We start from the raw sequence: 24,231 nt of genomic DNA, 5'->3' as shown, positions 1-24,231 counted from the left end.
ACACAGTTCAGTTTACACTACCTGTCTTCTGTCGGGGGTGCCATCTTGTTTCTTGGGCTTTGGTCCCGGTTTGATTGCTTTAATTGTTTCCATATAAAAAAATGCTTTTATCTAAAATACAGTTAGATAAGGAGGTTATTTTATGGTATCCCGTAATATTTAGACTGTAAATTAATTCGGAAAATATATAATTCTATACAGAAGCTATTTTTTTCTAAAAGCCTCAATTTCCACTTTACTGAAATGTCTTTCTAAACGGTAGGTGTCCGCGATATCCGTTGTATTTTGAAAATATTTGTAGGTCTTTTCAAATTCTCTTGCATACTTAGTCAGAAATCTATCAATTCTTAAATCTATCCCAGCGTCGTATTCCGAGTAGATTGACACCAAGAATCGTTCTATAATATCCATTAATTCCCATACCTCGTTGTAAGTAGGAAAAAGGTCTTGTGTCAGTATATTGATTGCGTCGTCGGTATGGGCATAAAATTTATCACGTAACAATTTTAACTTATTAAGTGTTGAATCTTGATCATTATTATTGATTACAGATAAAACTTCAATAAAACAATCCAGCGAAATATTTTCTTTAAATTCTTTGTTTATGAGCTTATTGTAAAGCTTTCCAATCCCAAATTTTTCTCCTTTGGATTTTGATAATATCTTGGTTATTTCGAGGACAAATAGCACCCAGCATTTTCTTGAAAGTTCTGCATAAACTGGTGATTCTCTGGTGACCAAATAATCCAATATTTCGATGTTAATTTCGGGATCATTTTTGGTTTTGAATTTTTCAAAATAGAGTTTCGGACTTCTTGTTAAATGTGCTTCGGCTAGCGTAACTTTACTTTTGATATATAACACATATATTTTTCCAATGAGTTCTTTGCATTTATTTTTGTCTTCCATTTAGTTTGATTTACAAATCGAATCCCAATTCGGATAGCATTCGTTCGTGATTATTCATAAAATACTTCATCAGTTTATACTGTTCAGTATCCTGATATGCAATTAATTTTATTCCATTTTCAGATACCTGATAGATATCTGCTTCGGGATAAGCCATCAGGATAGGGGAGTGTGTCGCAATAATAAATTGCGATCTCAGTTCTACAAGCTCTCTTATTCGGCTTAGCATATTTAGTTGGCTTATGATAGACAGTGCCGATTCTGGCTCATCAAAAATATAGAGTCCGTTTCCGTTTAAGCGATGATGTAATAACGAGAGAAAGCTTTCACCATGAGAACGTTCGTGTAGCGATCCACCATAGAATTCCTGAGCTTCATATTGATCTACAGCAGTGGCAACATTATAAAAACTTTCAGCCCTGAGAAAATAACCATCTCTGTTGCGGTATGCCGTTCGTATTACCTGAATAGCTTCAAATAAAGCGGAATGGGAATCCATGGTACTAAAATTAAAATTGCGGCTTCCACCTTCAGGATTGAAACCTGCATTGATAGCTATTGCCTCTACAAGGGTGGATTTTCCGATACCATTTTCTCCGACGATAAAAGTCACAGGGTTCCGAAATTTTAGTTCATCCAATGTTGACAATGAAGGAATATTATACGGATAGTGGTCTCGGTCTTCCAGAGGCTTTTTATTCCGGATTTGGCTAATATAAATCATGTTATTATTCAGGTCTATAGATAAAATGAGGATTTTTAATCAGCTTCTTCCGGTAGAAAAATATAATCATAGGATGTGGCTATTTGGATACTAATTGACTCTAAAAATTCTATCTGAACATCTGATAAATTTGATGAAAATATACTAAGCTCTACAAAATACGTTGATCTAAATTTAGTAGTTGTAATGTCTATATCTTCTTGATTTATGTCTATTTCCCATTTGTATTTTGCTGTATCACAAATTGAAGTTTTCATTATATCAACTAGCTCTAGGGCTGTATCTTCTTCTTCACTTAGTGCATCCATGATCATTTCTATATAAGGCTCCCTATCATCTCCCAGTTGACTGTTTATGTCGTTAATGGCTTTTTCCAAAATTTTTATTTCGGGGATATTCTTTTCGAATTCATCGAGTGATAAGTTTTCCCTGTTATGCCGAACGAGTTGAATTAACTCTGCTATCAGCCCGTTAAAAGAATCTTCTGGTGCGGAAGTAAACTCTTTGATTAGAATGTTTTTTTTCATTTTTTATTATGGAGTTACTAAAATTATGTCATTAGGATCAAATCCCTCTTTTGTAAATAGTTCAGGAGTGTCTTCTTCGTTGATTCCCTCCAACATAAGAGCCGCTTTGGCCTGCTCAAATGCTTTAAGGACTGGTAAACCAAAACTAATAGAGGAATAGAATTGGGAAGAAAATACTCTGGCGGCTTCATCGCCTATGCTCGTATTCATACCAATTGTTGCTTCAATATGTTTGGAAACAGCTTTTGCTTGATTTTTAGAAAAACATGTATTGAAAAACACTAAGCGAATGTTATCCGATGATGCTACCATGGTTTGTACAATTGCATCTTTGCTGACAAGTTTAGTGTTACCGTCTGGAGATTGAAAAACGATTTCATCTTGGTCAGAGCCATGGCCACTAAAGTGTACTATTGTTGGATTGAACTCGTTTAAGGCTTGCAGCAAATCTATGGTCTGTAGCGCCCAAGATGACTCTAATTTAACTGAGTCTCTATGTTTGGCATTCCTTATCATATGAGCTATTGCTCGTGCTTCTTCGTCAAGACGTAATTGAGCTTGATCAATAGGGTTAGATGCTAAGAACAATACGGTAATCTTTTTAGGAGGAGTCTTCAATATATTGATTTCCCTTTGCGTATCCACATGGAGCTTATCATGACGATTAATAGCTGAATTAATTTCTCTTAAGTTCTTTTCTTGAATTTTTTTATTTTTTTCATTTTCAGTTGAACGTTTTTTATCAATAGCTGCTTGTTCTTTATCAATTTTAGTTTGATAGCCTGTTATTTCCTGATTTTTCTTCGCAATTTTTGTTTCTAGATCAGCTAACTTTTTAGTGTAATTTACAGACTCTTTGCTTAACCTATCTATTTCTTTAACTTTACTGTTAATAATACTAGCTGTTTTTGTTCGTCTAATGGTATCATTAGCAGTATTGATTTTTTTGTTTAAATCTGAAATTTTTAATTGCACAGTTGCTTTATCATTAAGTAATCTTCCAAGCTCCTTTTGTTTGGAAATTAAGCTTGATTTATAAGAGTCAATTAATGCCATGATTTACTAAGTTTTATATGAATAAGTTAATGATAAACATTTAAGGTAAGTATATCATCAAAATAGTGGTTATAGATACCTTATCCTGGTTATTATCTAAAATGTGAAATAAAACTAGAAATTCAAAACGATTTTGAATATCAATCCTTAATTATCTTTTTTCAAAAATAAAGGGTAATTACCCTTTATTTTTGATTTATATTAAAAAATTACCGTATATTTGAGGGTAAATACTTTCAAATGAAAAATATAGATGTAGATAAGCTTCTTCAAGATATATTCAACGATGATGTATCCTTCGATTTGAAAGCACGTTTTGACGAGAAGATAGAAGAATACGGGATCACGAAGACTAAAGCACTTAAGTTGTTAAGTATAGATAAGGATGTATTTGAAGATATCATTAACGGTACAGCAAAACAACCAAATCTTATACACGTTGTGAAAATAGCTGAGTTCTTGGAAGTCAATGTGGACGACTTTATACAGATAGTCCTTAAGAATCAGAATACGGAAAATATAACCTCAATAGATCGTGCGCGTAAAGTAAGGTTTTTAATGAAAAACTTTGATGTAAAGGCACTTACTAAAGAAGGTTTCTTTGAGAATATCGATGACGTAGATCTACTTGTGGAGCGAGTTTTAAATTATTTTGGTTATGATTCCATTCGGTCGTTTGAGGAGGAACTTGTTACACCTTTGTACAGTAGGATCAAACGTAAGTTTTCAGATAAAATGAAGGATTTTTGGGTTCGGTCTGCTTATCAGACATTTAAGCTGATTGATAATCCGAATGAATACGATCGTGAGCGGCTTAAAGACGTTATCGTTAATATGAAGCCGTATTCGCAAGATGTTAAGAATGGTCTTTATACGGTATGTAGAGCTCTATATAATATTGGCGTTACTGTTATATTTCAGGATTATTTGACCACAACTCAAGTAAAAGGGGCGACTTTTATTATTAATGGTAAGCCATGTATTGTACTGACAGACAATCCGAGAAAATATCCCACTATCTGGTTTACGCTACTTCACGAGTTACACCATGTTTTATTCGATTATGATGCAATCAGTACCAATCGTTACCATCTGTCTGATGATGAGGATCTATTTTTGATTGAGGAAAAGGCAAATACTTTTGCGCGTGAATACTTTATGTCGAAATCAGATTTCGATTATATCAAGACCTATATCAAGAATTCTTATGTTGTTGAGCGGTTTGCTAAAGATAAGGAGATTCACCCATCGTTGGTGTATTCGTTTTATGCTTGGTATCAGAAAGATCTTTATGGTAAGAATTATTTTGGGGCATTCAAGGAGTTCTATCCAGATTATAGGATTGCTGTATCTAGATTGAATCCAATTGCTTGGAATGAGGAAAGTGTAAGAGTAGTGAGCGAAAAAATAAAAGCTGTATTTGAGATCAATTAATAAATTATTTATGGAAGATAATAACAAGAAGAAAGTACATCAGGACGCAATTGTCAGTAAAGCAGATTTGGAGCGCCTGGAATTATTGCAACGTGCTCATGAGAAAAAAGGTAAACAATTAACTATTGCCGGTGAATCTGGTACTTTGAAGGAAATAGATGAGCTCCGAGAATTGGTTGGCAAACAGTTAGAGAATCCTGAGGAAAAATATAATATTTATTATGGCGGTATTCGGAAATTGTTAATGGATCATCTGCCAAAAGGAGAAGAGGCCAAGGAAATGCGTAATATTATCTATGATGAAAAGAATATCTTCTTAAATCTTGGTAAACGTAAGTGTGATGGAGGAGGTGTTCGGGGTTCGGATGGTCGCATGACTTTTCAACCAGTTATGAATGAAATCTTAGATATCATTATAAAATGGGTAGGTAGTTCGCAAAATCCTTTTGAGCTATATCGTGATTTCTATATGCTCAACGAAAGACATGAATATCAACATGAAGAATATGATGACACTACTGCGAGTGTAGCGAAAGCGATGTTAGTATTAGCTAAATAATAAATATTTAAAAATAATAATATGGATGAAGAATTCATTTATAAATTACGAGAGTTGTTAAAGAAACAGCTAGGGACATCGAATTTATTAGCGGAATATGAATTGATTATAAGAAAGCATCCCGATTATTTGGCAGATCAATGCTTTAAAGATATTCATGATATGAAAAATAATAAGAGGCTGACTCTTCTTTATTTGAATGATCACATTCTGAGTTCGATATATGCTCTAGAACAAGAAACATTTGGAAATACAAACTAAGTGGTAATACAATTAAATATTATCGATGGTAGTATACGATGAAGATATTGATTTCAGATCAATTGATTGGAAAAGATTTGAAGAATTATGTTTTGATTTTCTCATAAGTAATCACTTTCATAGCCTTTTATGGCGGCAAGGTGGAGCTGATAGCGGTCGAGATATAGAGGCTATATTTACAAATTCAAATCCGATAATAGGTTCTTATGATGAAAAATGGTTTGTAGAATGTAAAAACCATTCTAAAGGTTTGGAGGTTGGAGATATTTCAACTAAAATTGAATGGGGTATTGCTGAGGGGATTGATCACTTTTTATTAATTACATCAACTTATTTAACGCAAGCTACTCGAGATTGGTTAAATAAGCGGAAATTGGATCTGAAATTTGAGATTCACGTGTTGGAAGGTAAGCAATATAAGATCCGTTTACTGTCCTTTCCTCATTTAGTTAATGCTTATTTTTTAGATGATTATTTAAATTTAATAAAATCCGCTTATAAGAATTGGAGCTTACATGGGATTTTTTTAGAACCAGAAGCTTTACATAAATTATTCCAATATTTAGAAGTTAGGAGATTGTCACAGTCGGAACTAGCTTTTTTGATTTGTAATTTTATGAATAGGGAAGAGGAAATTGAAAATTACTGTGAAGACGAAGATTTAGAATTGTTTGATTATAGCTTTTTGTTAAAATATATCGCTCAAAACGATTCTAAAACAGTATTAAAAGAATGCGAAAAAAACAGATTAATGAGGTTCGAACATTGGTACGGTACACAGTATTCTACTATTAAAAGTGAGAACATCAACGAATTTTATTGCCGGTTAGTTCTTGGTGATAAATTCCTGGAAATCTATTTAATGAGGAATAATAAATGTATAGAAGCGAGAATGTTGTATCGTAATTCCTAGTTACTTGTTAGTTATGAAATTAAAAATTTACCCTATGAACCAACTATCCCACTTACCCAAACAAAAACAAGACGAATTAACTGAAATTGTAGAGATTATCTGCGAAATCACAAATCCGGCTAAGGTAATTTTGTTTGGGAGTCACGCTACTGGTAAGTGGGTAGAAGATGAGTATGTCGATAAAGGAACAACCTATAGCTATATTAGCGATTACGATATTTTGGTGGTTCTATGTGATAAGGAAAAAGGTGAAGAAGTTGAGGTCGCGAGTAAGATTGATAACCGTACCGGGAAATTTAAAAACGAGGTAAGCGCGATAGTACATTCGATTTCCTATATTAACAGTGGTTTAGAGAGAGGTCAATACTTTTTTAGCGATATTGTCAAAGAAGGGATAGCGCTCTATGATAGCGGAGAATATTCTTTTGTCGAAAGTAAGCCTTTGACTAATGAACAGCTAAAGGAGCTCGCTCTTGAAGACTTTAATAAATGGGTTAAAAGTGGTTCAAGGTTTTTGGAAGCCACTAAACTTCTGTATGATGATTTTTCTAAAAGGAATTTGCCTTTGAACGAAGTGATTTTTAATCTTAACCAATCAGCAGAAAGATTTTATAGTGGCGTTTTATTAGTATACACTGGATATAAGCCTAAAACACACCGTATTAAAGCTTATCGTAAATATGCTAAACATGTCTCAGAAGATCTTTATCGAGTCTTTAAATATCCACCCACTGACAGTGAAGAAAATAGATTGTTTAAAATCTTAAACGATGCTTATATCGATGCCCGTTATAAGGACGATTATTATATTGCACCCAGCGATCTAAAAAAATTAATTAGTAAAGTTGAGAAATTGGAAGCTGTTGTCACTGAACTTTGCGAAGGCAGAATCAATTCTTTATAAGGCTATTTAAAATTACAGAGATCGTCAATCTTTACTTCCAAAGCTTTCGAGATTTGATAAATAATATAGATAGATGGTGAGACTCGGCCATTCTCGATCCTACTTATTGCTTGATAATCTTTAAAGCCAATTAGCGCGGCTAATTGAGGTTGAGTTAATTCCTTATCTTGTCTTAATTCCTGAATCCGAGCCCCTAGCTGTTTTCTGAATTTTATTTCCTTATCATCCATGTAAGCTAATGAAGGCATAAAAAGAAATATTTTAATAAACATATTTGTTTAGTCTTAACTCTTTTTATATCTTTGTATAGTCATTCATTGGTCCAGCGTGAGAAACTGAAAACCAAATATGAATGAGAATTATAAACTTAAAAAAATACAAAAAATTCGTAGAGAAGGCCTCCCTTATTTATTTAAGGATATGGTCGCGTAGTTTCTCACGCTCAACCATTGAGCAGGGGAGGTTCCTTTTCTATTCATCATATGCTGGGAGTATAGTATTTAAGGATCAATTGATTCTTAAAATTAGCCCTCCGGAATAGTTTTTAAATAATTATTCCTTTTCGAATTCAGGTTCGGAGAGGAATAAATCAGTCTACAAAAAGTCTGAACTTCTTAAACTGATGCGGTACCGTTTCTATTAATCTCCGTGTAATCGTTTTATAACCGCATTTGAGACGCCATTTTATTTCACTCGCGTAACTTTTCGCAAAGGGACCATCATATGCGTTAATTTAACGTAATGGGATCATTTTGCTTCTAGTTATGCCCTAAAAACTTAAAAAATGAAACCCAAATGCAATTCCATTCTCGCATTAGAAAGAACGATTTATGACGTTCATCAATCTGATTACTACCCACTAAAAGATATTGAAGCTTTTTGGAAACAATATCCAATTGGTATGATCAAAGACCATATTATTGAGCTCCAATCAACAGTAAATTCAGATCAGCTTTCTGTATTCTCTATAAACTTATTGAAAGCTCTTGTTGCTTATCTGACAGCACATTTAAGCAATTTGGATTTGGCTCCGCTATCTCTTTCGGAAGTTTTCGAAACTAGCAAAGAAGAGCTAAAGGCACCCAAGGAAATCTCCGATTTCTTTAATCGCATATCCCAATCCAATACCAATTCCTAAAATGATGAAAAAGTTAAAACTAAAATCCAATAGCAGTGCACTGCTGCATATTCAAATACTAAAGATTGCGGTACTCGTCATCTTATACCTCTCAGTTTCTATGTTTAGTTTATCAGCTCAGACGCCCCGCAAGGACAGCGGGGCTGATGGGCTATATAATTTGAAAGGCACTGTAGTTTCAGCTACAGATGGAAAGCCTTTGCAGGGTGTATCTGTACGTTTAGAGGCTCAGAAGCAGCGGACATCATCCAGCGAGGATGGGAGTTTTACACTTCCGGTCGAACATAGAAATGGGGTAGTAAAATTTACATACATAGGCTACAAGCCCATTGAAGCCGAATACTCCGCCGGAGTATCATTAACGATAAAGATGATACCTGTAGAGAATCAATTGGAAGAGGTGGAGGTAGTCTCCACAGGTTACCAAAAAATTCCCAAGGAAAGGGCGACAGGTAGCTTCGAATTCGTCGATAATAAACTGCTCAATCGCAAAGTATCCACCGATTTTGTGAGTAGGCTGGAGGATGTGGTGCCTAGCATCTCGAGCACGAAATTCTTTCCAGAAAATAAAGGACGATTGCTCAATATTAATGTTCGCGGAGTGAGTACAATGAATTCCGAAAGCTGGCCCCTCGTCGTTATCGACGGCGTTCCTTATCCCAATAATTTTGATCTGCTCAATGGCAACTTTATGAATATCAATCCCAATGATATCCTAAATGTAACGGTACTGAAGGATGCATCAGCTTCTTCCATCTGGGGTGCACAGTCCGGCAATGGTGTTATCGTGATCACCACAAAACGGGGGAAATATAATCAGCCTTTCCAGATAGATTTTAATACCAATCTTACCATCGGGGAGAAACCGGATCTATACTATGCCCCACAGATGGAAAGTTCGGACTATATTGATCTGGAGCAATTGCTCTTTGACAAGGGCTATTGGACATCACGTATCAAAAGGTATAATGGCAGTATGACACCTGTAATCCAATTGCTTAAAAAATTCAAAGAAAATAGCATAACATCGGATGAACTGAAAAGTGAACTGGATATGCTGCGCAATGTAGATGTCAGAAAAGACTATCTAACCTATATGTACCGCCCTTCCGTAGCGCAGCAATATAACCTGCAGATGCGCGGTGGTGGGGAGAAGCTGAACACTTCGTTCTCCTTCGGCTATGATAAAAATCTGGATAACCTGATTACTTCTTCCTACGATAGGTTCACAGCAAAAAATAATACGCAGCTCAATCCAGTGAAGAACCTGACCATTGACCTCGGACTTACCTATACCGAGTCTCATAACAATCAGAGTTATATTCCCATGGGATATAACATGATGGTACGCAATTATCCTTACCTGCGGCTCGCAGACGAAAAGGGAAATCCGCTGAAAGTGGATGCCATAGCACTCAACCCGATATTTAGGGATACAGTAGCAGGTGGAAGATTGCTCAACTGGGATTACTACCCGCTCAACGAGCTCGGTCAGACCCATCAGAATACTTCCGTACGTGAAACTTTTGCCAATGTCTCACTAAATTATCAATTGCTGCCCTCATTAAAGCTGAGCATGTTATACTCCTATCTGCGAGCCTATCAGCCAACGGAGTCCTGGCGGGGTATCGGATCTGTACAGCAGCGCGAATGGCTCAATTACCATACCGCATGGAACGGGGAGGGGGTGACTTTTCATTATCCCGTCGGGGACTATCTGAATAAGCTTCACCGAACCAATAAATCACAGCAGGGCCGTATACAGGTGAATTGGAACAGGGGATGGAAAGGTAAGCACCGCTTAGATGCTATCGCAGGAGCGGAATTCCGCATGGTTTCCAGTGATATGATCTCCTCTGTGTTCTATGGCTATGATCCGGACTATCTTACCTTTCAACCTGTCGAATACGGCAAAAGAGTACCTTATCTAAATGGAATCGCCGGTTCTACAGCCCTGATCGACGCCAGCCAGATTGAGGCCTATGAAAATAGGTATGTCTCTTATTTTTCTAATGCGGCATATGCTTATAAAGATAGATATACCCTCAGCGCAAGCGTCAGGAAGGATGCTTCCAATATTTTTGGCGTAAAGTCCAATGACAAGGGGCAGCCATTCTGGTCCCTTGGGGCCTCATGGCTTTTATCAGCGGAGCAGTTCGTAAAAAATAAAGCCATCGACTTGCTCAAGCTCCGCGCTACCTATGGCTATAATGGTAATGTCAATAACAGTGTCGCTGCCTATCCGATCATTTATCTGTCGACATCCCCCCATTATATGACCGGACAGAGTTATGCCAGTATCCAGTCGCCACCAAATCCCAAACTCCGATGGGAGCGCGTGGGTATGTGGAATTTTGGTCTCGACTTTAGCATGCTCAAAAGCCGATTGTCCGGCGCAATAGAATACTATATCAAAAGGCCTAAAGACCTCATCGCTGCAGGTGAAGTTGATCCGACCACGGGCTTTGCATCCCTCACTATCAACAGTGGTAACCTCGACGGTAGGGGAGTGGATGTTATGCTCAATTCGACTAATATCAAAAGGCAGCAGTTCAGCTGGATGACCAATCTGGTTTTCTCCTACAATAGGACTAAGGTGACCAGATCTTATATTAGCAACAATGTGGCGCGGAACTATATAGCAGGGATCGGTGCTTCCTTGGCGACCCCCATCGAGGGTATGGATCTCTATAGCCTGCTGACTTTCCCCTGGGCGGGGCTCGACCCAGCAACGGGTGCACCGCAGGGGATTGTCAAAGGGGAGGTCTCTAAAGATTATGCTGCTATCGTGTACGACTCCAAAATCGAGGATGTGGACAACCATGGAAGTAGGGTTCCCCTGTATTTTGGCTCATTCCGAAATACATTTAACCTGAAAGACTTTGAGCTATCTTTTAATATCGGGTACCAGCTGGGACATAAATTTATTCGGAAATCGTTCGACAATCAGTCCTTTATTGATCAGGGAATTGGTCACGCAGATTATGCACTGCGGTGGCAGAATCCGGGCGATGAGCTCCAGACAGATGTACCTGCGTTCAATTATCCCAACGCATTGTATTCGTCGGATTTCTACCGCGCCTCGTCCGCACTGGTCAGTTCTGCCAGCCAGATCAAATGGAAAGACATCCAACTGAGCTGGCAACTGCCCATGATGGCAAAATTGCCTGTAAAAAATGCAAGGTTGTATGCTTATGTGCAAAATATCTGCACGCTCTGGCGTGCCAATAAATGGGGGGTAGACCCGGATTTTGGAACCAATATTCCATTGCCGCGTACGTATTCCCTAGGTTTTAACTGTAGTTTCTAGACTTATGAAAATTTATCTATTATTATCCATTATGCTTTTACTCAGCTCATGCAATGAGTTTCTGGACAAAAAGCCGAATCAAAAAATGGTGGTACCAAAGACCCTTACGCATGCAGATCTATTGCTGAACGATTACTCGACAATGAACACTGTCTATCCGACCTGGGGTCAGATCGCTTCGGACGATTCCTACCTCAGTACAGCCAGTTGGCAATCACTCTCCGATGCGGATGAAAAACAGACTTATATATGGGAAGACGATGACATTATGTCTTCCATGCAGTGGCAAAGTGCCTACAAAGCAATTTATCAGGCCAACCAGGTTCTCAAAATCCTTGCGGATATTGCCGGCAAAAACGGGGATGTAGACTACCGGAGAGTTGAGGGGGGAGCTTATTTCTTTAGGGCTTTTGCGTTTCATCAGCTCGCAGTAGTCTATGCACCGCCTTATGAGGCCGGGAAAGGAGCACAGGCGCCTGGTATACCGCTCAAACTTGATCCTGAACTAGGTGAAGTCTCTTCAAGGGCTAGCTTGGAGGATACCTATAACCGTATTGTAGATGATTATAAGAAGGCGATAACCTTATTGCCTGCTACGGAAACAAAGTTGGGCCGCCCTACAAAAGCGGCTGCTTATGCTGGTCTAGCACGTGTATATCTTGATATGAGCGACTTTCAACATGCATTTAATTATGCCGGTTCGGCACTCGAGGTCAAAAATTATCTATTGGATTTTAATGATCTTGCCCCCGGTAGCTCGCAGCCCATTTCCCGGTTTAATTCAGAAGTGATCTTTCCGGCCTCCACAACGCTGGCCGGGGCCCTGAGCCAGTATTCCGCACGTGTGGATACAGGATTGTTGGCCCTCTACAATGAGGGGGATCTGCGAAAGATTGTTTTCTTTCACGCGGCTCCGGAAGCTGATGGTAGCCTCCTGTTCAAAGGATCGTACGATGGAAGCGATACTGGTATATTTGTCGGACTGACGACAGGTGAGACCCTACTGATCCGCGCTGAGGCAGCAGTAAGGCTCGGGAAAATAGAGGAAGCATTGAGTTCCTTAAATACGCTGTTAAATAAACGCTGGTCCAAGAATTCGTTTTCCCCGATCACAGAAACCAATCCAGATCGCTTGTTAAAAATTATTCTTCAGGAGCGGCGCAAAGAGTTGGCTTTTAGAGGTAGACGGTGGGCCGACCTCAAAAGGTTAAACCTAGATGCCAGTTCCTCGACCACCTTAAAGCGGATAATTGAAGGCAGGACATATATATTGGAACCTAATTCATTAAAATACGCGATCAAAATACCCAAAACCGTCATTGACCTGTCGGGGATGACACAAAATCAGAGATAGCCATGAAAAAATATATAATACATATCGTAATTACACTGCTGGGAATGGGTACTGTCTATGGACAGTCCGATCCTTTACCACTCTTTCGAAAACAATTGAAAGTAGGTGATAGTTTTCCGGCAATTCAAGTAGAAAACTGGCTGTTCGGTACCAGCGCCACTAAAAAGTTGGGTAGTAATGAGAAGGTGGTGCTACTGGATTTTTTTGATACGTACTGCACCGCTTGTATAGCGTCCATGCCCAAACTCAAGAAGATACAGCAGGAGATGTCCGATAAAGTTCGGATAGTATTAGTGACCTGGCAGGATCAGGCAACGATAGAACGATTTTGGAAAAACAACGCATTTATCAGGGAGCATAATATCGAGCTCCCCCTTATCTATGCCGATACCGTGTTGAAAAGATATTTTCCACACCGTGCTATTCCTCATGTCGCCTGGATTTACAAAGGAAAAGTGCAGGCAATAACGCATTCCGATTTCATTTTGGAAAGCAACGTCTGCTCGCTATACAAAAATAATAAAATTCAGTTGCCCTTGAAAAATGATTTTGACGTACGGGAGATGCCTTTGGCTCCGGCGGCAGATTCCAATGCATTTAGTACAATCATTCGTTTTTCCGGGTATCAGGATGGCAGACCCGCTAGCAGTTATTCCAGTCAGTTGGATACGATCACCGGGTATTACAGGACCTCTTTTATCAATCAACCAATTTTCGGGACTTACATCGCGATATGGAGCCGGATAAAAAGGACCCCGTTTTTAAAAACCGATGCTCGGATCAGCTGGAAGGTATCAGACTCCAGCCGTTATAAAAATTTTGGCGGCTCAGGTACCGGACAGATCTGGCTGGCGCAGAATGGAATCTGTTATGAACGGTTTGACAAAAAACAGGAAACAGATAGCCTGCAGGCTGTACGTGTGCTGAATGACCTTAATAATTGGCTTAATATCAATGTGCGGTGGACTTTACGAAGTAGGAAGGCCTGGGTGATAGAGGGGAAATATAAACCTGCAAAAGTGGCTCTGGACGGTCTGAATATGGAGGGCACAGGAGTGCTCGCATTCTACTTAGATCTCGCAGGTAAGTACCCTGTTGCCGTGGACCGCGTAAATGTCAAAAAGCAGATTATACTACCAGAATTTAAAAATCTTTTGGAACTGAACCACCACCTGAAACATTATGGGTTAAAAGTTGTAGAAAAAGTTGTTGACATTGAAGTCCTGGAATTCAGTGATAGAAAATAACAGAAGAGGGGCGCCCTGGGCGTCCCTCTATCTATAACAATGTATGCTGTTTTCCTACGAGTCCTTGAGACTTACATTCGTAGAAGCAGACCTGTTGTCCAGGGCAATGATCATTTCGTTTTTCAACGCATCTGTCAACTGTGGCTTATTATTGCTATCGGGTGTAGCTTGCACAGCACAGATATGATCAGTACCCGCACAGGAAGGTTGGCTTCCCTGAATGGTATAGTCATTTGGAACTGTAGGATTACCGCCTGGATTTAATGAAAACCATGCCATAACGACCTCCGTTCTTTAATGATTAAAAACTATCATAATTTTCTCCAAATTGGTCACGCCCCATTGCTGGAACGGCTGTGCTGCCTCAAATCTTGAGTCCGCAATCAGCATTTTGTGTTGGCTGTACCCCTACGGGAAATACCGCAAATTTATTCCGAAACCATTTCCTGCTTTTCCCCATGTCCTTAATCTTTTAATTTTTCTTCTTTCGTTAAATCAAAGATATTGAAGAGCTTTTGGTCAAAATGAGGACACCAGGTGGCCTAAAAATCACTTTCGTCGTACATGTAGTCGTTTAGCCCGCCGAATAGTTCGTACCGACATATGTAATAGCTGGGCCTGTTGCGTTTGCGTAAGTGCATGACAGAGCTGCGGCAAATGATCCGCAAAATAGAAATAACGATCTGTGGATATAAGCAATGAATCCATTACCCGCAGATGGTCAAGCTGGTATTTTTTCTTATTGACTAATAGATCAATTAACGTGTCAATCGCTTTTTCCTGGTTGCGATAAGGCGCTATTGCTTTGTAGGGAATCTTTAATACTAACCCCGATCTTAAACAAACTATATCACCCAAAGCAGGACTTTTGCTAAAAAAATGCATAGTCGTAAAAAATCCCATAAGTGGAAGCGCTACCGTCATAATCAGTCGTTCATCCCGATCAGGGCAGTAACGCTCTTTGGCCAATATGCCTACCAGTACAATGTAGAGCGCGGATTGCATATGCGGCATTTCCGACAGGGTCTGACCTCTTTTCATCGGTATAATCTCTCCATTTTTCAATAGCCACCGCTTATGAAAATCCTCAAGGCCGGGATGCAATTTTTCCCAATAGCTGTAAAATGTCACAAGCGAATCGTTTTGTGAATAGTATCTTCCCATTTAGTTAAATTGTTGTTTTAATATGGCATAGCATATTCAATAATAGCCATTGCTCACAAGGTTTATATATGTTGTCGGCGTCCAACTAGAAATGAATTTCGAATAGGGTAAATTTAGATCCTAAGAAGTTTATTCAAAAGGTAATTGTTTTACCTATGAATCAGCATTAGGTAAATATATTACCTAGGTGGAACCTGTTTAAAATAATATATTTGCAGTCAATTATTTACCTGATTATGCTTGAAACAAGAAGTAAGCCCAAGTGGTATGATTATGTTATTTGTATTGTTGCCGCTATTGTTGTGATGGCTATCTGTAATTTTACGGCCTATATTCCTGCGCTCCGATATTTACCGGTGCACCTTTATGATAAAATGATTGTAGATCGGATTATCTGGTCGCTATTATCGGCGACCACTTTGTATGTATTTTGCTTTTCTATTGTTATAATCGTCGTACAATCAGATTTTAAATATAGACCTCCCCATAATCTGATAGTATGGTCGGCCCTACCTTACACGCTAAGCAACTTATTTTTAGGATATGCTATCTTTAATGCAAACCGGAATAGCGGAGAGCCGAACGAAAATTTAGATGAGCTGTATATTTCGGGGGCTGAACCACAAATCTTGGCTTTTTATCAACAGGCAGATTTAAAATATTACTTACCCGCAATAGTAATTGGTTATTTTGTATTGATCTTCTTCAAAGGATATCGAAAACGACTGTTTGCAATTTTGAGTGCCGAGTCTAAAAATCTACCTAAAAAGACAGGATCAAAAGATCGTGAAGATAAGGAGTTAATAGACGAGGCACAAAAGCTAGCCAATACATTTGCAGATGTGGAGAACGTTAAAGCTAATGATCCAGGTAGCGAGGTCTTAGATGTGGACTTTTTCGCGTTTATTCATGGGGAAGGTTTTGATTATGTTATCATTAACGAAGGTCATGTCGTCCCATTTTTAAATAAGGACAATGAACCGCTTGATACAATCTTTGAAGGAATTTTTGTACAGATCAATAAGACCCTTTATATTCGTGCTGACCATATTATGTTATTCGATCTGGAGAATAACTATATCATTATATCTCCTATGCTTGAAGAGCTGTTTGCCAAGATCACCAAAAAAAGTGTGCAAAATAAACTTTATTCTTACCGGTGTCTGCATAAGCCAAGAAGCTATTACCAGATTGAGCCTTCGCTGGTAGACAAAATAAAAAGTACATTCAAAATGGATTAGCAAAGGATCAATATTTTACTTCTGGCTGCCTCTTGGTAAAAATTTTACCGTTGCATAAATCTTTTGGTAAAATGCTTGTTTTATATAAAGTTTTATTTTTAATCAAATAAGATTTATACTATATTGAAAGTTTATTATTTTACATAATTAACTCAAGCCTTATCCAATGTATGCCACCAGATATTGAAATACAACTTATCCTGTTTCAGATTATCGAAGAAAAAATAAAAGATTCTACTCGTGCAACCGCGGAAATGATGGAATTGCTCTGCATTGAAAAACGTTCGCTGCGCAATCGGCAAAGGGGGGCTACGTATTTGACTGGTGCCGAATTTTATAGGCTTGCTCACCATTTCGATATCCATATGTACGATATCGAGTTAAAACTGCAACAACAGGCTGCTGCGGTCAAACCTACAACATCACTGGGCCCGGCACCGCAGGCTGTATTGACAATCGATTCCAGCTATATACCCTTGTTGCGCCTTGAATTTACAGATCTTCAGCATTATATCGAGGCCCTCTGTGAGGAGATGGAAAACCTAGTCCGTAGCGAAAGTCCCTGGATGAAAATGGTATGCTCCGAGGTGCCATTGTTTCATCTGGTGGGATTTGAGCAACTTGCCTTTTTTAAGATCTTTATGTACTATCATCATATTGTGGACGAAGGAATCTCCTTTGAAGAGTTTCTGAGAAAAGTAAAACACTTGGACTTGCCATCACGCTTTCGTACCATATTTGAAAGCTATGCTGCTATTGACAGTGAAGAGATATGGGATAGGCACACATTTGAAAAGCTGCTCCGGCTCATTGATGAATGTCATGTATACGGTAAGTTTGAGCAGCAAAATACTGTTGAAGGATTATTGGATGAGGTTGATAAACTCGTGAAATACCTCAATCCCGTCATTATGGAAGGTAAAAAAATTAAAGGAGCATGGATCGAATTCTATGATTTTGAATCGGTGATGCGGGAGGGCATTACATTGATGGGAGTGGGGAATAAGCCTACAAAAGCTTTTTTCACCTTATTCATGCTGCAAAATGTCAGCACCACCCATTCGGAAATCCTGTCTTTTCTGGAACTGTCATTCCATGCCATTTTAAGAAGGTCCAATCTGATGGTCAAAAGCTCAAGCCGGCTCAAAAGTAAATTTCTTAATTTACTTTCTGAACAGACCGTGCAATACCGCAATAAAATACTTAAAAATCAATGAATAGATGTGATAATGTACGCTGTGTCGGTATGAAAATCTTCAATTTTTATAAACCCGATCAATTGGTTTTCCAACAATGGAAGGGGAGGGCGATTGATCCTAAATCCCAATCTATGAATAAATTTATACATTGTGAGGGCTGTTTTGACTTTTCTGCAAAGCCAAAAGAATGCCGTCAGCCCTGTTTGCACGACGCATTCAGGTATCTTCTTGACAAGATCAAGGATTCCTCTGAGCAGATCAAAACGTTGATTCTCCGTAAACTGCCGGATCCACCCTTGCAACTGGTCCACAGCAAAGAAGTATGCCGCTATGTGGGCATCGTGTCAAAGACACTATACCGTTGCGAAAAACAGGGACTGATCCTCCCATTCAAAAAAGACCATACAGGCAAATATTTTTTGCATGCAGATATGGTAGACTTTAAAAAGAAATACCACCACCTTCCGGATTAATTCTCCACGATCCGATCTTTCTATTTTCTTCTTTCGTTTAGTTTTGATTTTAACGCTTCAAGGCCAGCCCTTATTTTCTACCATTAATTTTGTATTTCTTCGCCCTTTCTTTAAATCTTCTTCGCCAGCAATTCGTATCTCGTTCGCAATGCTAATTGTATTCGCCTACAGGTGCTCCACTGTTCGCCTACTAATAGCGTAGGGAAATTGTAGGGAATAGGTAGAGAAACAATAGGCGGATGTCGAATCAGGTATGGACAAGTCCCGAACAGATCAAGAGCAATATGCCTACGATTATCGATGATAGCCGTTACAATGTCCGAGCTCATGTGGACAGCAAACGGACATTTATTAGCCTAATTGATTGACGAGAAAAAAGAGCCCGGACAGCGACCGGACTACCCCTTTTTAGCCCTCGATATTCCATTTTATTGATTTTATGTTTGTTGGTGTAAAGCGTGGTATACCGGTATAAATCAAGTTTTTACAGTGTTAATTTAAAAAAATAATATCATGGGAACAATTAGAAAAGGCGCAAATGGTGGATTCAGCGGTAAAGCGGGATCAGTAATAGGAGCAAGCTGGAAAAGCATTGATTATATCCGTGGGCTTTCAAAAAAGAGCAATAAGCCCGCAACGGAAGAGCAACTGATACAGCAAGCACGGTTTTACACCATTGCCAAGTTTATTATGCCTATCGCACCCTTTGTGCAGGTAGGCTATTCGCAGGTCAATGCGAATACGATGACGCCGACAAATGCGGCGCTGCAGGCCAATATTAAAACAGCTGTTGTAGGGACTTACCCCAATTTTAGGCTTGACTATGCGAAGGTACAGATTTCCCAGGGAAGTTTGCAGCCCGGCGGAACGGTTAAAGCGGAAGTAGGCGCAGGCATATTAATGGTCAGCTGGACAAATAAAGCCATTGAAATACAGAATGGTAATCTTGACGACCGTGTCTACATTTTGCTGTACCATCCTGAGTTGGATGAATTTATGACAGCACCAGAAACTCCGACCAGGGGATTGGGAGCGGCAGATATTGAACTGCCTGAACACTTTCTGGGCGGCAAGGGACAGCTATGGCTCTTCTTTGCCGATCGTAAGAACAAGCGAATCAGTCGGACAAACTATCTAGGTGAGTTTGATCTGGTATAATGAATGAGTAATATGTCCGGTACATAGTGCCGGTCATATTATAAATTATAAGGTGTTTACCCCCACATAGATGGGTTTAATAGTAAATCAAATGAAAATATTATCGAAACAAAAAGAAAGAAAAACTTTTGTGGTTAATGGAACACAAACGGTCCGCATGAAATTCACCAAAGCGCGGAAGTTTCTCAATCCGGTGAATTATATCCTGCAGATGGGCTATGCCTCACGTAAAAATAAAAAGCCGGCTATCGGTCGGGCGATGTCTGCCATATTGCAGAATGCTATGGTGGGTGCTTATCCAAATATTGAGGTTGACCCTGCCAAAGCAAAACTGAGTACAGGCACGAAGTCCGCGTTGAACGTAAATTCAATAGAGCGAAAAGGAGCAGATATCGCGCTCACCTGGGATCCGATGGCGGACTGGATAAGACGCAATGAATGGGATGATGGGATCATCCTATGTGCCTACGCAATAGCACAGGAATTGGCCGCAATCAATGAAGAAGCAGCCCTGCGGCAGGATGGCAAGTTGCAGCTGCGGCTGCCTGAGGGAATGGAAACGCTATCTGTGCATCTTTATTTGATCGTGCATGACAGGGAAAAAGCAAGCTTTTCTGACAGTCAATACCTAGGATTATTTGCGTATAGCCAATTCGCAATGGAATAATTAGATGAATAATTTAAAAATAATCAATGAAAATAGTACAAAAACAACTGGTCTCGGATATCGAGGATATCTATTGGCCGCTAACAGGAAGACAGGTGCTTGGCATTGTACTGGTAGGTCTCCTCATATTTTTTATCTCAGCAGGGCTTTTGCTACAGGCGATCGATCCTACAGCCGGGGTATTGGATCTAGGTATCCTCTCCGTGCTGCTCTTTGCCGTATTGGCTGGCGCGGCGGCTATTTATTGCTGCTGCTGGCTCCAGGAAATCCTGTGGCAGCCTTTTAAGTTTTTCCGTCAGGAATTTAGTTTTCACTTTAATCAATTGACATCATGGCAACAATGTATTATTTATTTTTCGGTATTCTTTCTGTCGCTATTCTCGTTCTTAGCCGTTTTGGCAATACTGCTGTAGCTGACAAGAAGCGGTCAGGCAGTTATGCTGAGCTCCGAAGTACCAGTTCAGACCTGGAGCGGGACAATGACCCATCACTGGAACGATACTCCAGTTCGTGTGTACGCGCGCGTATTGTGGATTTTGCTGTAAAGGAGATTGGCGTGCGCGAGGCCACAGGCAACAACGATGGCAGCAGGGTAGAGGAATACCTCGCGTATGTCGGACTGGGAAGGGGGGATGCCTGGTGTGCGGCTTTTGCCTCCTGGTGTTACGGCAAAGCTGGATTAGTAGCTCCGCGGAATCCCTGGAGCCCGGCACTTTTTCCGGTGGCTCGGCGTTATACAGCCCAGCAGATCGGGCAGGGGAGTGTTCGCCAGGCAGATCTATTCGCGATCTATAGCGCCAGTCTCCAACGTATCAACCATGTGGGTATGATTCGTCAAAAGCAGGGAAACTGGATACTGACTGTGGAGGGAAATGTAGGTAATCAGGTCCTTTCAAAGCGGCGCCCTGCATCCACTATTCATGCGTTTTCAAATTGGCTGGACTGAAAGGAGGGGCTATGCTAAAGTATTTATTCAAGCGTGGGCGCTTTCTCATGATCTTCCCATTACTCTATTCCTGTAAACTTTATCAAAGCGAGCGGAAGGAAGCTCAGTGGCAAGAACAAACGCAGTCCAATTATAAGCAGCAACTGGATATTTGGTACAGCGGCCTGAGCGACAGCCAATCGCGGTATTGGCTCTTTTGGACGGATAGCAGTTTTCGCTTTCACCCGGATAGTGGTCTAATCGGACGAAAGGGCCAGTTGGCCATGCTGGAATCTCAGGTAAGGATAAGTGCCAAACAGGAGGCTTCTACAAAAAGTAGCGCTAGCCGCATACAAATGCTGAAGCAGCAAAGCACAGAAAAATGGAGTGCATGGGCAGTACCCAATCTTTGGCTCATCGGATTGCTGTTGGTGGCATTTGCACTGGCTTGGAAGTTTCGAAACTTTTTTAAAACTTTCTTGCGCTGACTATGGTTTTTTGGATGCTTTAAGCAAGTTAGATCATTGTATTTTTATAGGCTAGGGGTGGTTTCCTAGCCTTTTTTTTCTAAGATTTTTTTTTACTAGCATCTTTTCGGTCAAGAATAAATTCCTGTTTTGGAACAGCAAGTTCGATATTTTCGGCATCAAAGCTTCTATATATGGCAGTAAAAATATTGCTCTTAATAGTCCCTTCATTTTTAGAAGATCTAATCCAAAAATAGACCAAGATACCCACCGCTTGCGCGCTTACCTGTGTAAACTGTATGCCCGAACCCATCGCATGTAGGATTTCGCCTTCTGCTTTAATGATATTTTCCAACAAGAGTTTTGTGCGTTCGAGATCTGCGCCATATTTTACTTCCAGTGTTATGCTGCTTCGTTTTTTTCCTCCAGATAATGTCCAGTTGAGCACATGGGCATTGAGCAGATCGCCATTAGGTAAAATTAAATCTGCGCCGCCATAAGTGGATATCACACTGCTGCGAAAACCGATGGACTTGACCTTCCCAGACACAGCTCCTATTTCGACCTGGTCATCCACATTAACAGGTTTTTCAAAAGCGATAATCAGTCCACTGACGAGATTGTTGACAAGTGTCTGTAGGCCAAAGCCTATACCGACGCCCAGAGCGCCTATAATAATACCGATTTGCTGAATTGGAATGCCCAAAATGGAGAACGCCAAAAAGAAGCCTGTCACAATAATAGCGATGCGTATCAATAATATCCAGCTGCCCAGTTTGAAGCGATTGCTTTGATGCTGTTCTTCGCGCGAATTCCAAGGGGTGTCTGAAGCAAAAAAAGAAACGATCTTGGAGAGCACGGTGGATATTACGATGATAAATAAAAATATGGCCAGATTATAAAAGGAAAAATGATAACTGCCAATCTGATGCTCGGACTGCAAAAAATCCCTTAATGGATCTGTGATAAATTTAAACTCGTAAAAATTTCTTGCAAAAATAATAAACCAACCGACAATCAATAAGGCGTAGAAAAATGTTGGGGCCCTTTTGCCAAGCCGGTTATAATTAATATAAAATAACCGGCGTTCTTGATTTTGATAAACAGAAGAAGCTTTTTCTAATCCTTCGTTGACCAAGCGGATAATCCATAAGAATATGATGCAAGCAATCACGTTCGTTATTCCAGCCATTAGCATCGCTTTAGCTAAGTTAAATCGGCCAAAAAGAGTCAATAAAGCTGAACTAACCGCTATCCCAACCATCAATACAATTGGAAATAAAATCCATTCTTCTCTCAGCTCTTTATGGCGCTTTTTATGGAGCAATATACCAAGTCCGAGTAAAGAAGAACATAGCGCTAGACCCAGTATTACCCATCTTTCTGCCCGCGACGGCTGAAGAATCAGATTGTCAATGCCCACCAAGACAAAGACAGCAAGAAGTAGGTAAACAACCGTTAGCCAGTATTTAGTAATAGAATTTTTTAATATAAGGCATAGCATGAATGTACTAATGCTGAGAATAAAAAAAGTTAATATAAAAGGAGGTGACGGAAAAATAAACTGTGCAACTCCAAAACCGATTAATAAGCCACAGCTTATCGGATGCCTGAGCAGAATGCTATCGGATATGGAACTGTAATCCACAAGTTTTTTTCGTAGGGAAAAGATGTAAGTGGAGACAAGTAGCGTGCTGAGAAAAAAGAGAATAAATCTACCCCAATAGGAGCGGAGATAATAATAAGATAGAATTGTGGCTTTCGTGTAAGAATAGTAACTAATTTCGTTGAAGGGACGGTCAAATCTACTGGGCTCCCAAATATTAACAAACTCTCTGTCGAAAGTCTTTTGCGAAATCGACGTTTGAAAAAACTGTATTTCTTCCATATCCGATTCCAGTTTCATCAATTCAAGATTGATACGCATCTGATGCTTATGGATCATTGCTGTCCGTTGTTTCAGCTGATTAATAACAGGCGATACATCCATCGCGAGAATGCGTAGGCGTCCAACATAACCCAGCAGCTCCGCGGAGTCTTTCGGAAATATAAATAATGCTTGATCATTGCTCAGTGAATCCAGACCGAGACGAAAAGCATTTAGCTTTGCCTGATACCGATCAACTTCCTTTTTGTAGCTCTTTACCTGTATGGATAGTGCGCTTAAAATATTGTATGAAACGGTAAGATTCCTGGACGACTGCGCCGTACCCGAATTTTCAAATACACCATCCTTAGCAATTTTATGACGTATTAGAATCCGATCTAAACTATTGTTGATCTGTACAGTGTCAAACCCTTTCTTTAAAAAGGTATGGGCCTGCTGCCCCAGAGTCTTAATCTCTTCTATGACATAACTCTGGCGTATCAAAGCTCGATCTTCACGCACATCCTCTTGACTTATTTTGGCAGATTTTTTAAAAAAAGATTCCATCTTAGCAACAAAACCTCCACCTGTTGAATCAGCAGAATTGCTCTGTCCCCCAACGGTTATTAAAGGTTGGCAGACAAGATAAAATGAAATAAGGGCAAAATATAGTGATCTCATAACAACGGGCTGGGCGTTTTAAGTGTATTAAGTCGACAATGGATTAGTATCTG

General features: G+C 39.6%; 26 protein-coding genes. 18 read left to right on the top strand and 8 right to left on the bottom strand.

Features of this window, described 5'->3' with window-relative positions:
• Positions 1-204 precede the first annotated feature (204 nt).
• The 4 genes from B2W36_RS02280 to B2W36_RS02265 are packed head-to-tail and all read right to left on the bottom strand — an operon-like array spanning position 205 to position 3,216.
• Entirely contained in the window at positions 205-909 is a 705-nt protein-coding gene (locus B2W36_RS02280; RefSeq protein WP_293886328.1) for a hypothetical protein, read from the bottom strand.
• Between the two features lie 10 nt (positions 910-919).
• Positions 920-1,633 (bottom strand): AAA family ATPase, encoded by a 714-nt coding sequence (locus B2W36_RS02275; protein ID WP_293886327.1) that lies wholly within the window; start codon positions 1,631-1,633, stop codon positions 920-922.
• Between the two features lie 35 nt (positions 1,634-1,668).
• Positions 1,669-2,160 (bottom strand): hypothetical protein, encoded by a 492-nt coding sequence (locus tag B2W36_RS02270; RefSeq protein ID WP_293886326.1) that lies wholly within the window; start codon positions 2,158-2,160, stop codon positions 1,669-1,671.
• 6 nt (positions 2,161-2,166) lie between these two features.
• On the bottom strand, positions 2,167-3,216 hold the full coding sequence (locus tag B2W36_RS02265; RefSeq protein ID WP_293886325.1) for a CHAT domain-containing protein: 1,050 nt from the start codon (positions 3,214-3,216) through the stop codon (positions 2,167-2,169).
• Positions 3,217-3,456: 240 nt separating this feature from the next.
• Between B2W36_RS02265 and B2W36_RS02260 the strand changes: the two genes are divergently transcribed.
• From B2W36_RS02260 to B2W36_RS02240, 5 genes are read left to right on the top strand one after another with little or no spacing between them, the layout of a single operon-like run.
• Positions 3,457-4,650, top strand: coding sequence for an ImmA/IrrE family metallo-endopeptidase (locus B2W36_RS02260; RefSeq protein ID WP_293886324.1), 1,194 nt, complete (start codon positions 3,457-3,459; stop codon positions 4,648-4,650).
• 10 nt (positions 4,651-4,660) lie between these two features.
• Positions 4,661-5,209 (top strand): hypothetical protein, encoded by a 549-nt coding sequence (locus B2W36_RS02255; protein ID WP_293886323.1) that lies wholly within the window; start codon positions 4,661-4,663, stop codon positions 5,207-5,209.
• Positions 5,210-5,230: 21 nt separating this feature from the next.
• A complete protein-coding gene (locus tag B2W36_RS02250; protein WP_293886322.1) occupies positions 5,231-5,470 on the top strand; it encodes a hypothetical protein in 240 nt (79 codons plus the stop codon).
• A 25-nt stretch (positions 5,471-5,495) separates the two neighbouring features.
• Positions 5,496-6,383, top strand: a complete 888-nt coding sequence (locus B2W36_RS02245; RefSeq protein ID WP_293886321.1) for a restriction endonuclease — start codon at positions 5,496-5,498, stop codon at positions 6,381-6,383.
• Positions 6,384-6,417: 34 nt separating this feature from the next.
• Positions 6,418-7,287, top strand: a complete 870-nt coding sequence (locus B2W36_RS02240) for a HEPN domain-containing protein (RefSeq protein WP_293886320.1) — start codon at positions 6,418-6,420, stop codon at positions 7,285-7,287.
• Between the two features lie 2 nt (positions 7,288-7,289).
• Here B2W36_RS02240 and B2W36_RS02235 read toward each other — a convergent pair whose 3' ends face one another.
• On the bottom strand, positions 7,290-7,559 hold the full coding sequence (locus B2W36_RS02235; protein ID WP_293886319.1) for a helix-turn-helix domain-containing protein: 270 nt from the start codon (positions 7,557-7,559) through the stop codon (positions 7,290-7,292).
• Positions 7,560-8,071: 512 nt separating this feature from the next.
• On the opposite strand from B2W36_RS02235, the gene B2W36_RS02230 reads away from it, so the two are divergent.
• Genes B2W36_RS02230 through B2W36_RS02215 form a run of 4 tightly spaced genes read left to right on the top strand, consistent with a single transcriptional unit; the run spans position 8,072 to position 14,336 of the window.
• The gene (locus B2W36_RS02230) at positions 8,072-8,425 is read left to right on the top strand and encodes a hypothetical protein (RefSeq protein WP_293886318.1); all 354 of its coding nucleotides are present in this window, start codon (positions 8,072-8,074) and stop codon (positions 8,423-8,425) included.
• Positions 8,426-8,429: 4 nt separating this feature from the next.
• On the top strand, positions 8,430-11,735 hold the full coding sequence (locus tag B2W36_RS02225; RefSeq protein WP_293886317.1) for a SusC/RagA family TonB-linked outer membrane protein: 3,306 nt from the start codon (positions 8,430-8,432) through the stop codon (positions 11,733-11,735).
• Between the two features lie 4 nt (positions 11,736-11,739).
• A complete protein-coding gene (locus tag B2W36_RS02220) occupies positions 11,740-13,089 on the top strand; it encodes a RagB/SusD family nutrient uptake outer membrane protein (protein WP_293886316.1) in 1,350 nt (449 codons plus the stop codon).
• A 2-nt stretch (positions 13,090-13,091) separates the two neighbouring features.
• Positions 13,092-14,336, top strand: a complete 1,245-nt coding sequence (locus B2W36_RS02215) for a TlpA family protein disulfide reductase (protein ID WP_293886315.1) — start codon at positions 13,092-13,094, stop codon at positions 14,334-14,336.
• Between the two features lie 54 nt (positions 14,337-14,390).
• Here the strand turns inward: B2W36_RS02215 and B2W36_RS02210 are convergent, their stop codons facing one another.
• Positions 14,391-14,615 carry a hypothetical protein gene (locus B2W36_RS02210; protein WP_108632577.1) on the bottom strand — a complete coding sequence of 75 codons (225 nt, stop codon included), beginning with the start codon at positions 14,613-14,615 and terminating at the stop codon, positions 14,391-14,393.
• Between the two features lie 270 nt (positions 14,616-14,885).
• The gene (locus tag B2W36_RS02205; RefSeq protein ID WP_293886314.1) at positions 14,886-15,500 is read right to left on the bottom strand and encodes a hypothetical protein; all 615 of its coding nucleotides are present in this window, start codon (positions 15,498-15,500) and stop codon (positions 14,886-14,888) included.
• 236 nt (positions 15,501-15,736) lie between these two features.
• Between B2W36_RS02205 and B2W36_RS02200 the strand changes: the two genes are divergently transcribed.
• The 9 genes from B2W36_RS02200 to B2W36_RS02160 all read left to right on the top strand — a co-directional run bounded on the left by B2W36_RS02200 (position 15,737) and on the right by B2W36_RS02160 (position 21,651).
• Positions 15,737-16,741: a hypothetical protein gene (locus tag B2W36_RS02200; RefSeq protein WP_293886313.1), complete on the top strand. Its 1,005-nt coding sequence runs from the start codon at positions 15,737-15,739 to the stop codon at positions 16,739-16,741.
• Between the two features lie 170 nt (positions 16,742-16,911).
• On the top strand, positions 16,912-17,958 hold the full coding sequence (locus tag B2W36_RS02195; protein WP_293886312.1) for a hypothetical protein: 1,047 nt from the start codon (positions 16,912-16,914) through the stop codon (positions 17,956-17,958).
• Positions 17,955-18,413: a hypothetical protein gene (locus B2W36_RS02190; protein WP_293886311.1), complete on the top strand. Its 459-nt coding sequence runs from the start codon at positions 17,955-17,957 to the stop codon at positions 18,411-18,413. The genes B2W36_RS02195 and B2W36_RS02190 overlap by 4 nt, the downstream gene beginning before the upstream one ends.
• A 239-nt stretch (positions 18,414-18,652) precedes the next feature.
• Complete coding sequence (locus B2W36_RS02185; protein ID WP_293886310.1) at positions 18,653-18,781, top strand: hypothetical protein; 129 nt, start codon at positions 18,653-18,655, stop codon at positions 18,779-18,781.
• A 145-nt stretch (positions 18,782-18,926) separates the two neighbouring features.
• Positions 18,927-19,571, top strand: a complete 645-nt coding sequence (locus tag B2W36_RS02180; RefSeq protein ID WP_293886309.1) for a DUF6266 family protein — start codon at positions 18,927-18,929, stop codon at positions 19,569-19,571.
• Between the two features lie 91 nt (positions 19,572-19,662).
• The gene (locus tag B2W36_RS02175; RefSeq protein ID WP_293886308.1) at positions 19,663-20,238 is read left to right on the top strand and encodes a DUF6266 family protein; all 576 of its coding nucleotides are present in this window, start codon (positions 19,663-19,665) and stop codon (positions 20,236-20,238) included.
• A gap of 26 nt (positions 20,239-20,264) precedes the next feature.
• The gene (locus B2W36_RS02170) at positions 20,265-20,651 is read left to right on the top strand and encodes a hypothetical protein (protein WP_293886307.1); all 387 of its coding nucleotides are present in this window, start codon (positions 20,265-20,267) and stop codon (positions 20,649-20,651) included.
• Positions 20,570-21,184, top strand: a complete 615-nt coding sequence (locus B2W36_RS02165) for a CHAP domain-containing protein (RefSeq protein ID WP_293886306.1) — start codon at positions 20,570-20,572, stop codon at positions 21,182-21,184. The genes B2W36_RS02170 and B2W36_RS02165 overlap by 82 nt, the downstream gene beginning before the upstream one ends.
• A gap of 11 nt (positions 21,185-21,195) precedes the next feature.
• Positions 21,196-21,651 (top strand): hypothetical protein, encoded by a 456-nt coding sequence (locus B2W36_RS02160; RefSeq protein WP_293886305.1) that lies wholly within the window; start codon positions 21,196-21,198, stop codon positions 21,649-21,651.
• Positions 21,652-21,730: 79 nt separating this feature from the next.
• On the opposite strand, the gene B2W36_RS02155 is transcribed toward B2W36_RS02160, so the two are convergent.
• Positions 21,731-24,178: a mechanosensitive ion channel family protein gene (locus tag B2W36_RS02155; RefSeq protein WP_293886304.1), complete on the bottom strand. Its 2,448-nt coding sequence runs from the start codon at positions 24,176-24,178 to the stop codon at positions 21,731-21,733.
• Positions 24,179-24,231: the final 53 nt, after the last annotated feature.

The organism is Sphingobacterium sp. UBA3549 (assembly GCF_002376635.1).
Lineage (GTDB): Bacteria > Bacteroidota > Bacteroidia > Sphingobacteriales > Sphingobacteriaceae > Sphingobacterium.
This window is presented reverse-complemented; position numbering and strand designations above follow the sequence as displayed.

What these genes read in the sequence shown, in the direction of transcription:
- B2W36_RS02250 (WP_293886322.1), top strand. Translation starts at nt 5,231, where the DNA reads ATGGATGAAGAATTCATTTATAAATTACGAGAGTTGTTAAAGAAACAG.
- B2W36_RS02280 (WP_293886328.1), bottom strand. Translation starts at nt 909, where the DNA reads ATGGAAGACAAAAATAAATGCAAAGAACTCATTGGAAAAATATATGTG.
- B2W36_RS02175 (WP_293886308.1), top strand. Translation starts at nt 19,663, where the DNA reads ATGAAAATATTATCGAAACAAAAAGAAAGAAAAACTTTTGTGGTTAAT.
- B2W36_RS02260 (WP_293886324.1), top strand. Translation starts at nt 3,457, where the DNA reads ATGAAAAATATAGATGTAGATAAGCTTCTTCAAGATATATTCAACGAT.
- B2W36_RS02185 (WP_293886310.1), top strand. Translation starts at nt 18,653, where the DNA reads ATGTCGAATCAGGTATGGACAAGTCCCGAACAGATCAAGAGCAATATG.
- B2W36_RS02165 (WP_293886306.1), top strand. Translation starts at nt 20,570, where the DNA reads ATGGCAACAATGTATTATTTATTTTTCGGTATTCTTTCTGTCGCTATT.
- B2W36_RS02180 (WP_293886309.1), top strand. Translation starts at nt 18,927, where the DNA reads ATGGGAACAATTAGAAAAGGCGCAAATGGTGGATTCAGCGGTAAAGCG.
- B2W36_RS02225 (WP_293886317.1), top strand. Translation starts at nt 8,430, where the DNA reads ATGAAAAAGTTAAAACTAAAATCCAATAGCAGTGCACTGCTGCATATT.
- B2W36_RS02245 (WP_293886321.1), top strand. Translation starts at nt 5,496, where the DNA reads ATGGTAGTATACGATGAAGATATTGATTTCAGATCAATTGATTGGAAA.
- B2W36_RS02200 (WP_293886313.1), top strand. Translation starts at nt 15,737, where the DNA reads ATGCTTGAAACAAGAAGTAAGCCCAAGTGGTATGATTATGTTATTTGT.
- B2W36_RS02160 (WP_293886305.1), top strand. Translation starts at nt 21,196, where the DNA reads ATGCTAAAGTATTTATTCAAGCGTGGGCGCTTTCTCATGATCTTCCCA.
- B2W36_RS02215 (WP_293886315.1), top strand. Translation starts at nt 13,092, where the DNA reads ATGAAAAAATATATAATACATATCGTAATTACACTGCTGGGAATGGGT.
- B2W36_RS02255 (WP_293886323.1), top strand. Translation starts at nt 4,661, where the DNA reads ATGGAAGATAATAACAAGAAGAAAGTACATCAGGACGCAATTGTCAGT.
- B2W36_RS02205 (WP_293886314.1), bottom strand. Translation starts at nt 15,500, where the DNA reads ATGGGAAGATACTATTCACAAAACGATTCGCTTGTGACATTTTACAGC.
- B2W36_RS02220 (WP_293886316.1), top strand. Translation starts at nt 11,740, where the DNA reads ATGAAAATTTATCTATTATTATCCATTATGCTTTTACTCAGCTCATGC.
- B2W36_RS02275 (WP_293886327.1), bottom strand. Translation starts at nt 1,633, where the DNA reads ATGATTTATATTAGCCAAATCCGGAATAAAAAGCCTCTGGAAGACCGA.
- B2W36_RS02155 (WP_293886304.1), bottom strand. Translation starts at nt 24,178, where the DNA reads ATGAGATCACTATATTTTGCCCTTATTTCATTTTATCTTGTCTGCCAA.
- B2W36_RS02190 (WP_293886311.1), top strand. Translation starts at nt 17,955, where the DNA reads ATGAATAGATGTGATAATGTACGCTGTGTCGGTATGAAAATCTTCAAT.
- B2W36_RS02240 (WP_293886320.1), top strand. Translation starts at nt 6,418, where the DNA reads ATGAACCAACTATCCCACTTACCCAAACAAAAACAAGACGAATTAACT.
- B2W36_RS02265 (WP_293886325.1), bottom strand. Translation starts at nt 3,216, where the DNA reads ATGGCATTAATTGACTCTTATAAATCAAGCTTAATTTCCAAACAAAAG.
- B2W36_RS02270 (WP_293886326.1), bottom strand. Translation starts at nt 2,160, where the DNA reads ATGAAAAAAAACATTCTAATCAAAGAGTTTACTTCCGCACCAGAAGAT.
- B2W36_RS02195 (WP_293886312.1), top strand. Translation starts at nt 16,912, where the DNA reads ATGCCACCAGATATTGAAATACAACTTATCCTGTTTCAGATTATCGAA.
- B2W36_RS02235 (WP_293886319.1), bottom strand. Translation starts at nt 7,559, where the DNA reads ATGTTTATTAAAATATTTCTTTTTATGCCTTCATTAGCTTACATGGAT.
- B2W36_RS02170 (WP_293886307.1), top strand. Translation starts at nt 20,265, where the DNA reads ATGAAAATAGTACAAAAACAACTGGTCTCGGATATCGAGGATATCTAT.
- B2W36_RS02210 (WP_108632577.1), bottom strand. Translation starts at nt 14,615, where the DNA reads ATGGCATGGTTTTCATTAAATCCAGGCGGTAATCCTACAGTTCCAAAT.
- B2W36_RS02230 (WP_293886318.1), top strand. Translation starts at nt 8,072, where the DNA reads ATGAAACCCAAATGCAATTCCATTCTCGCATTAGAAAGAACGATTTAT.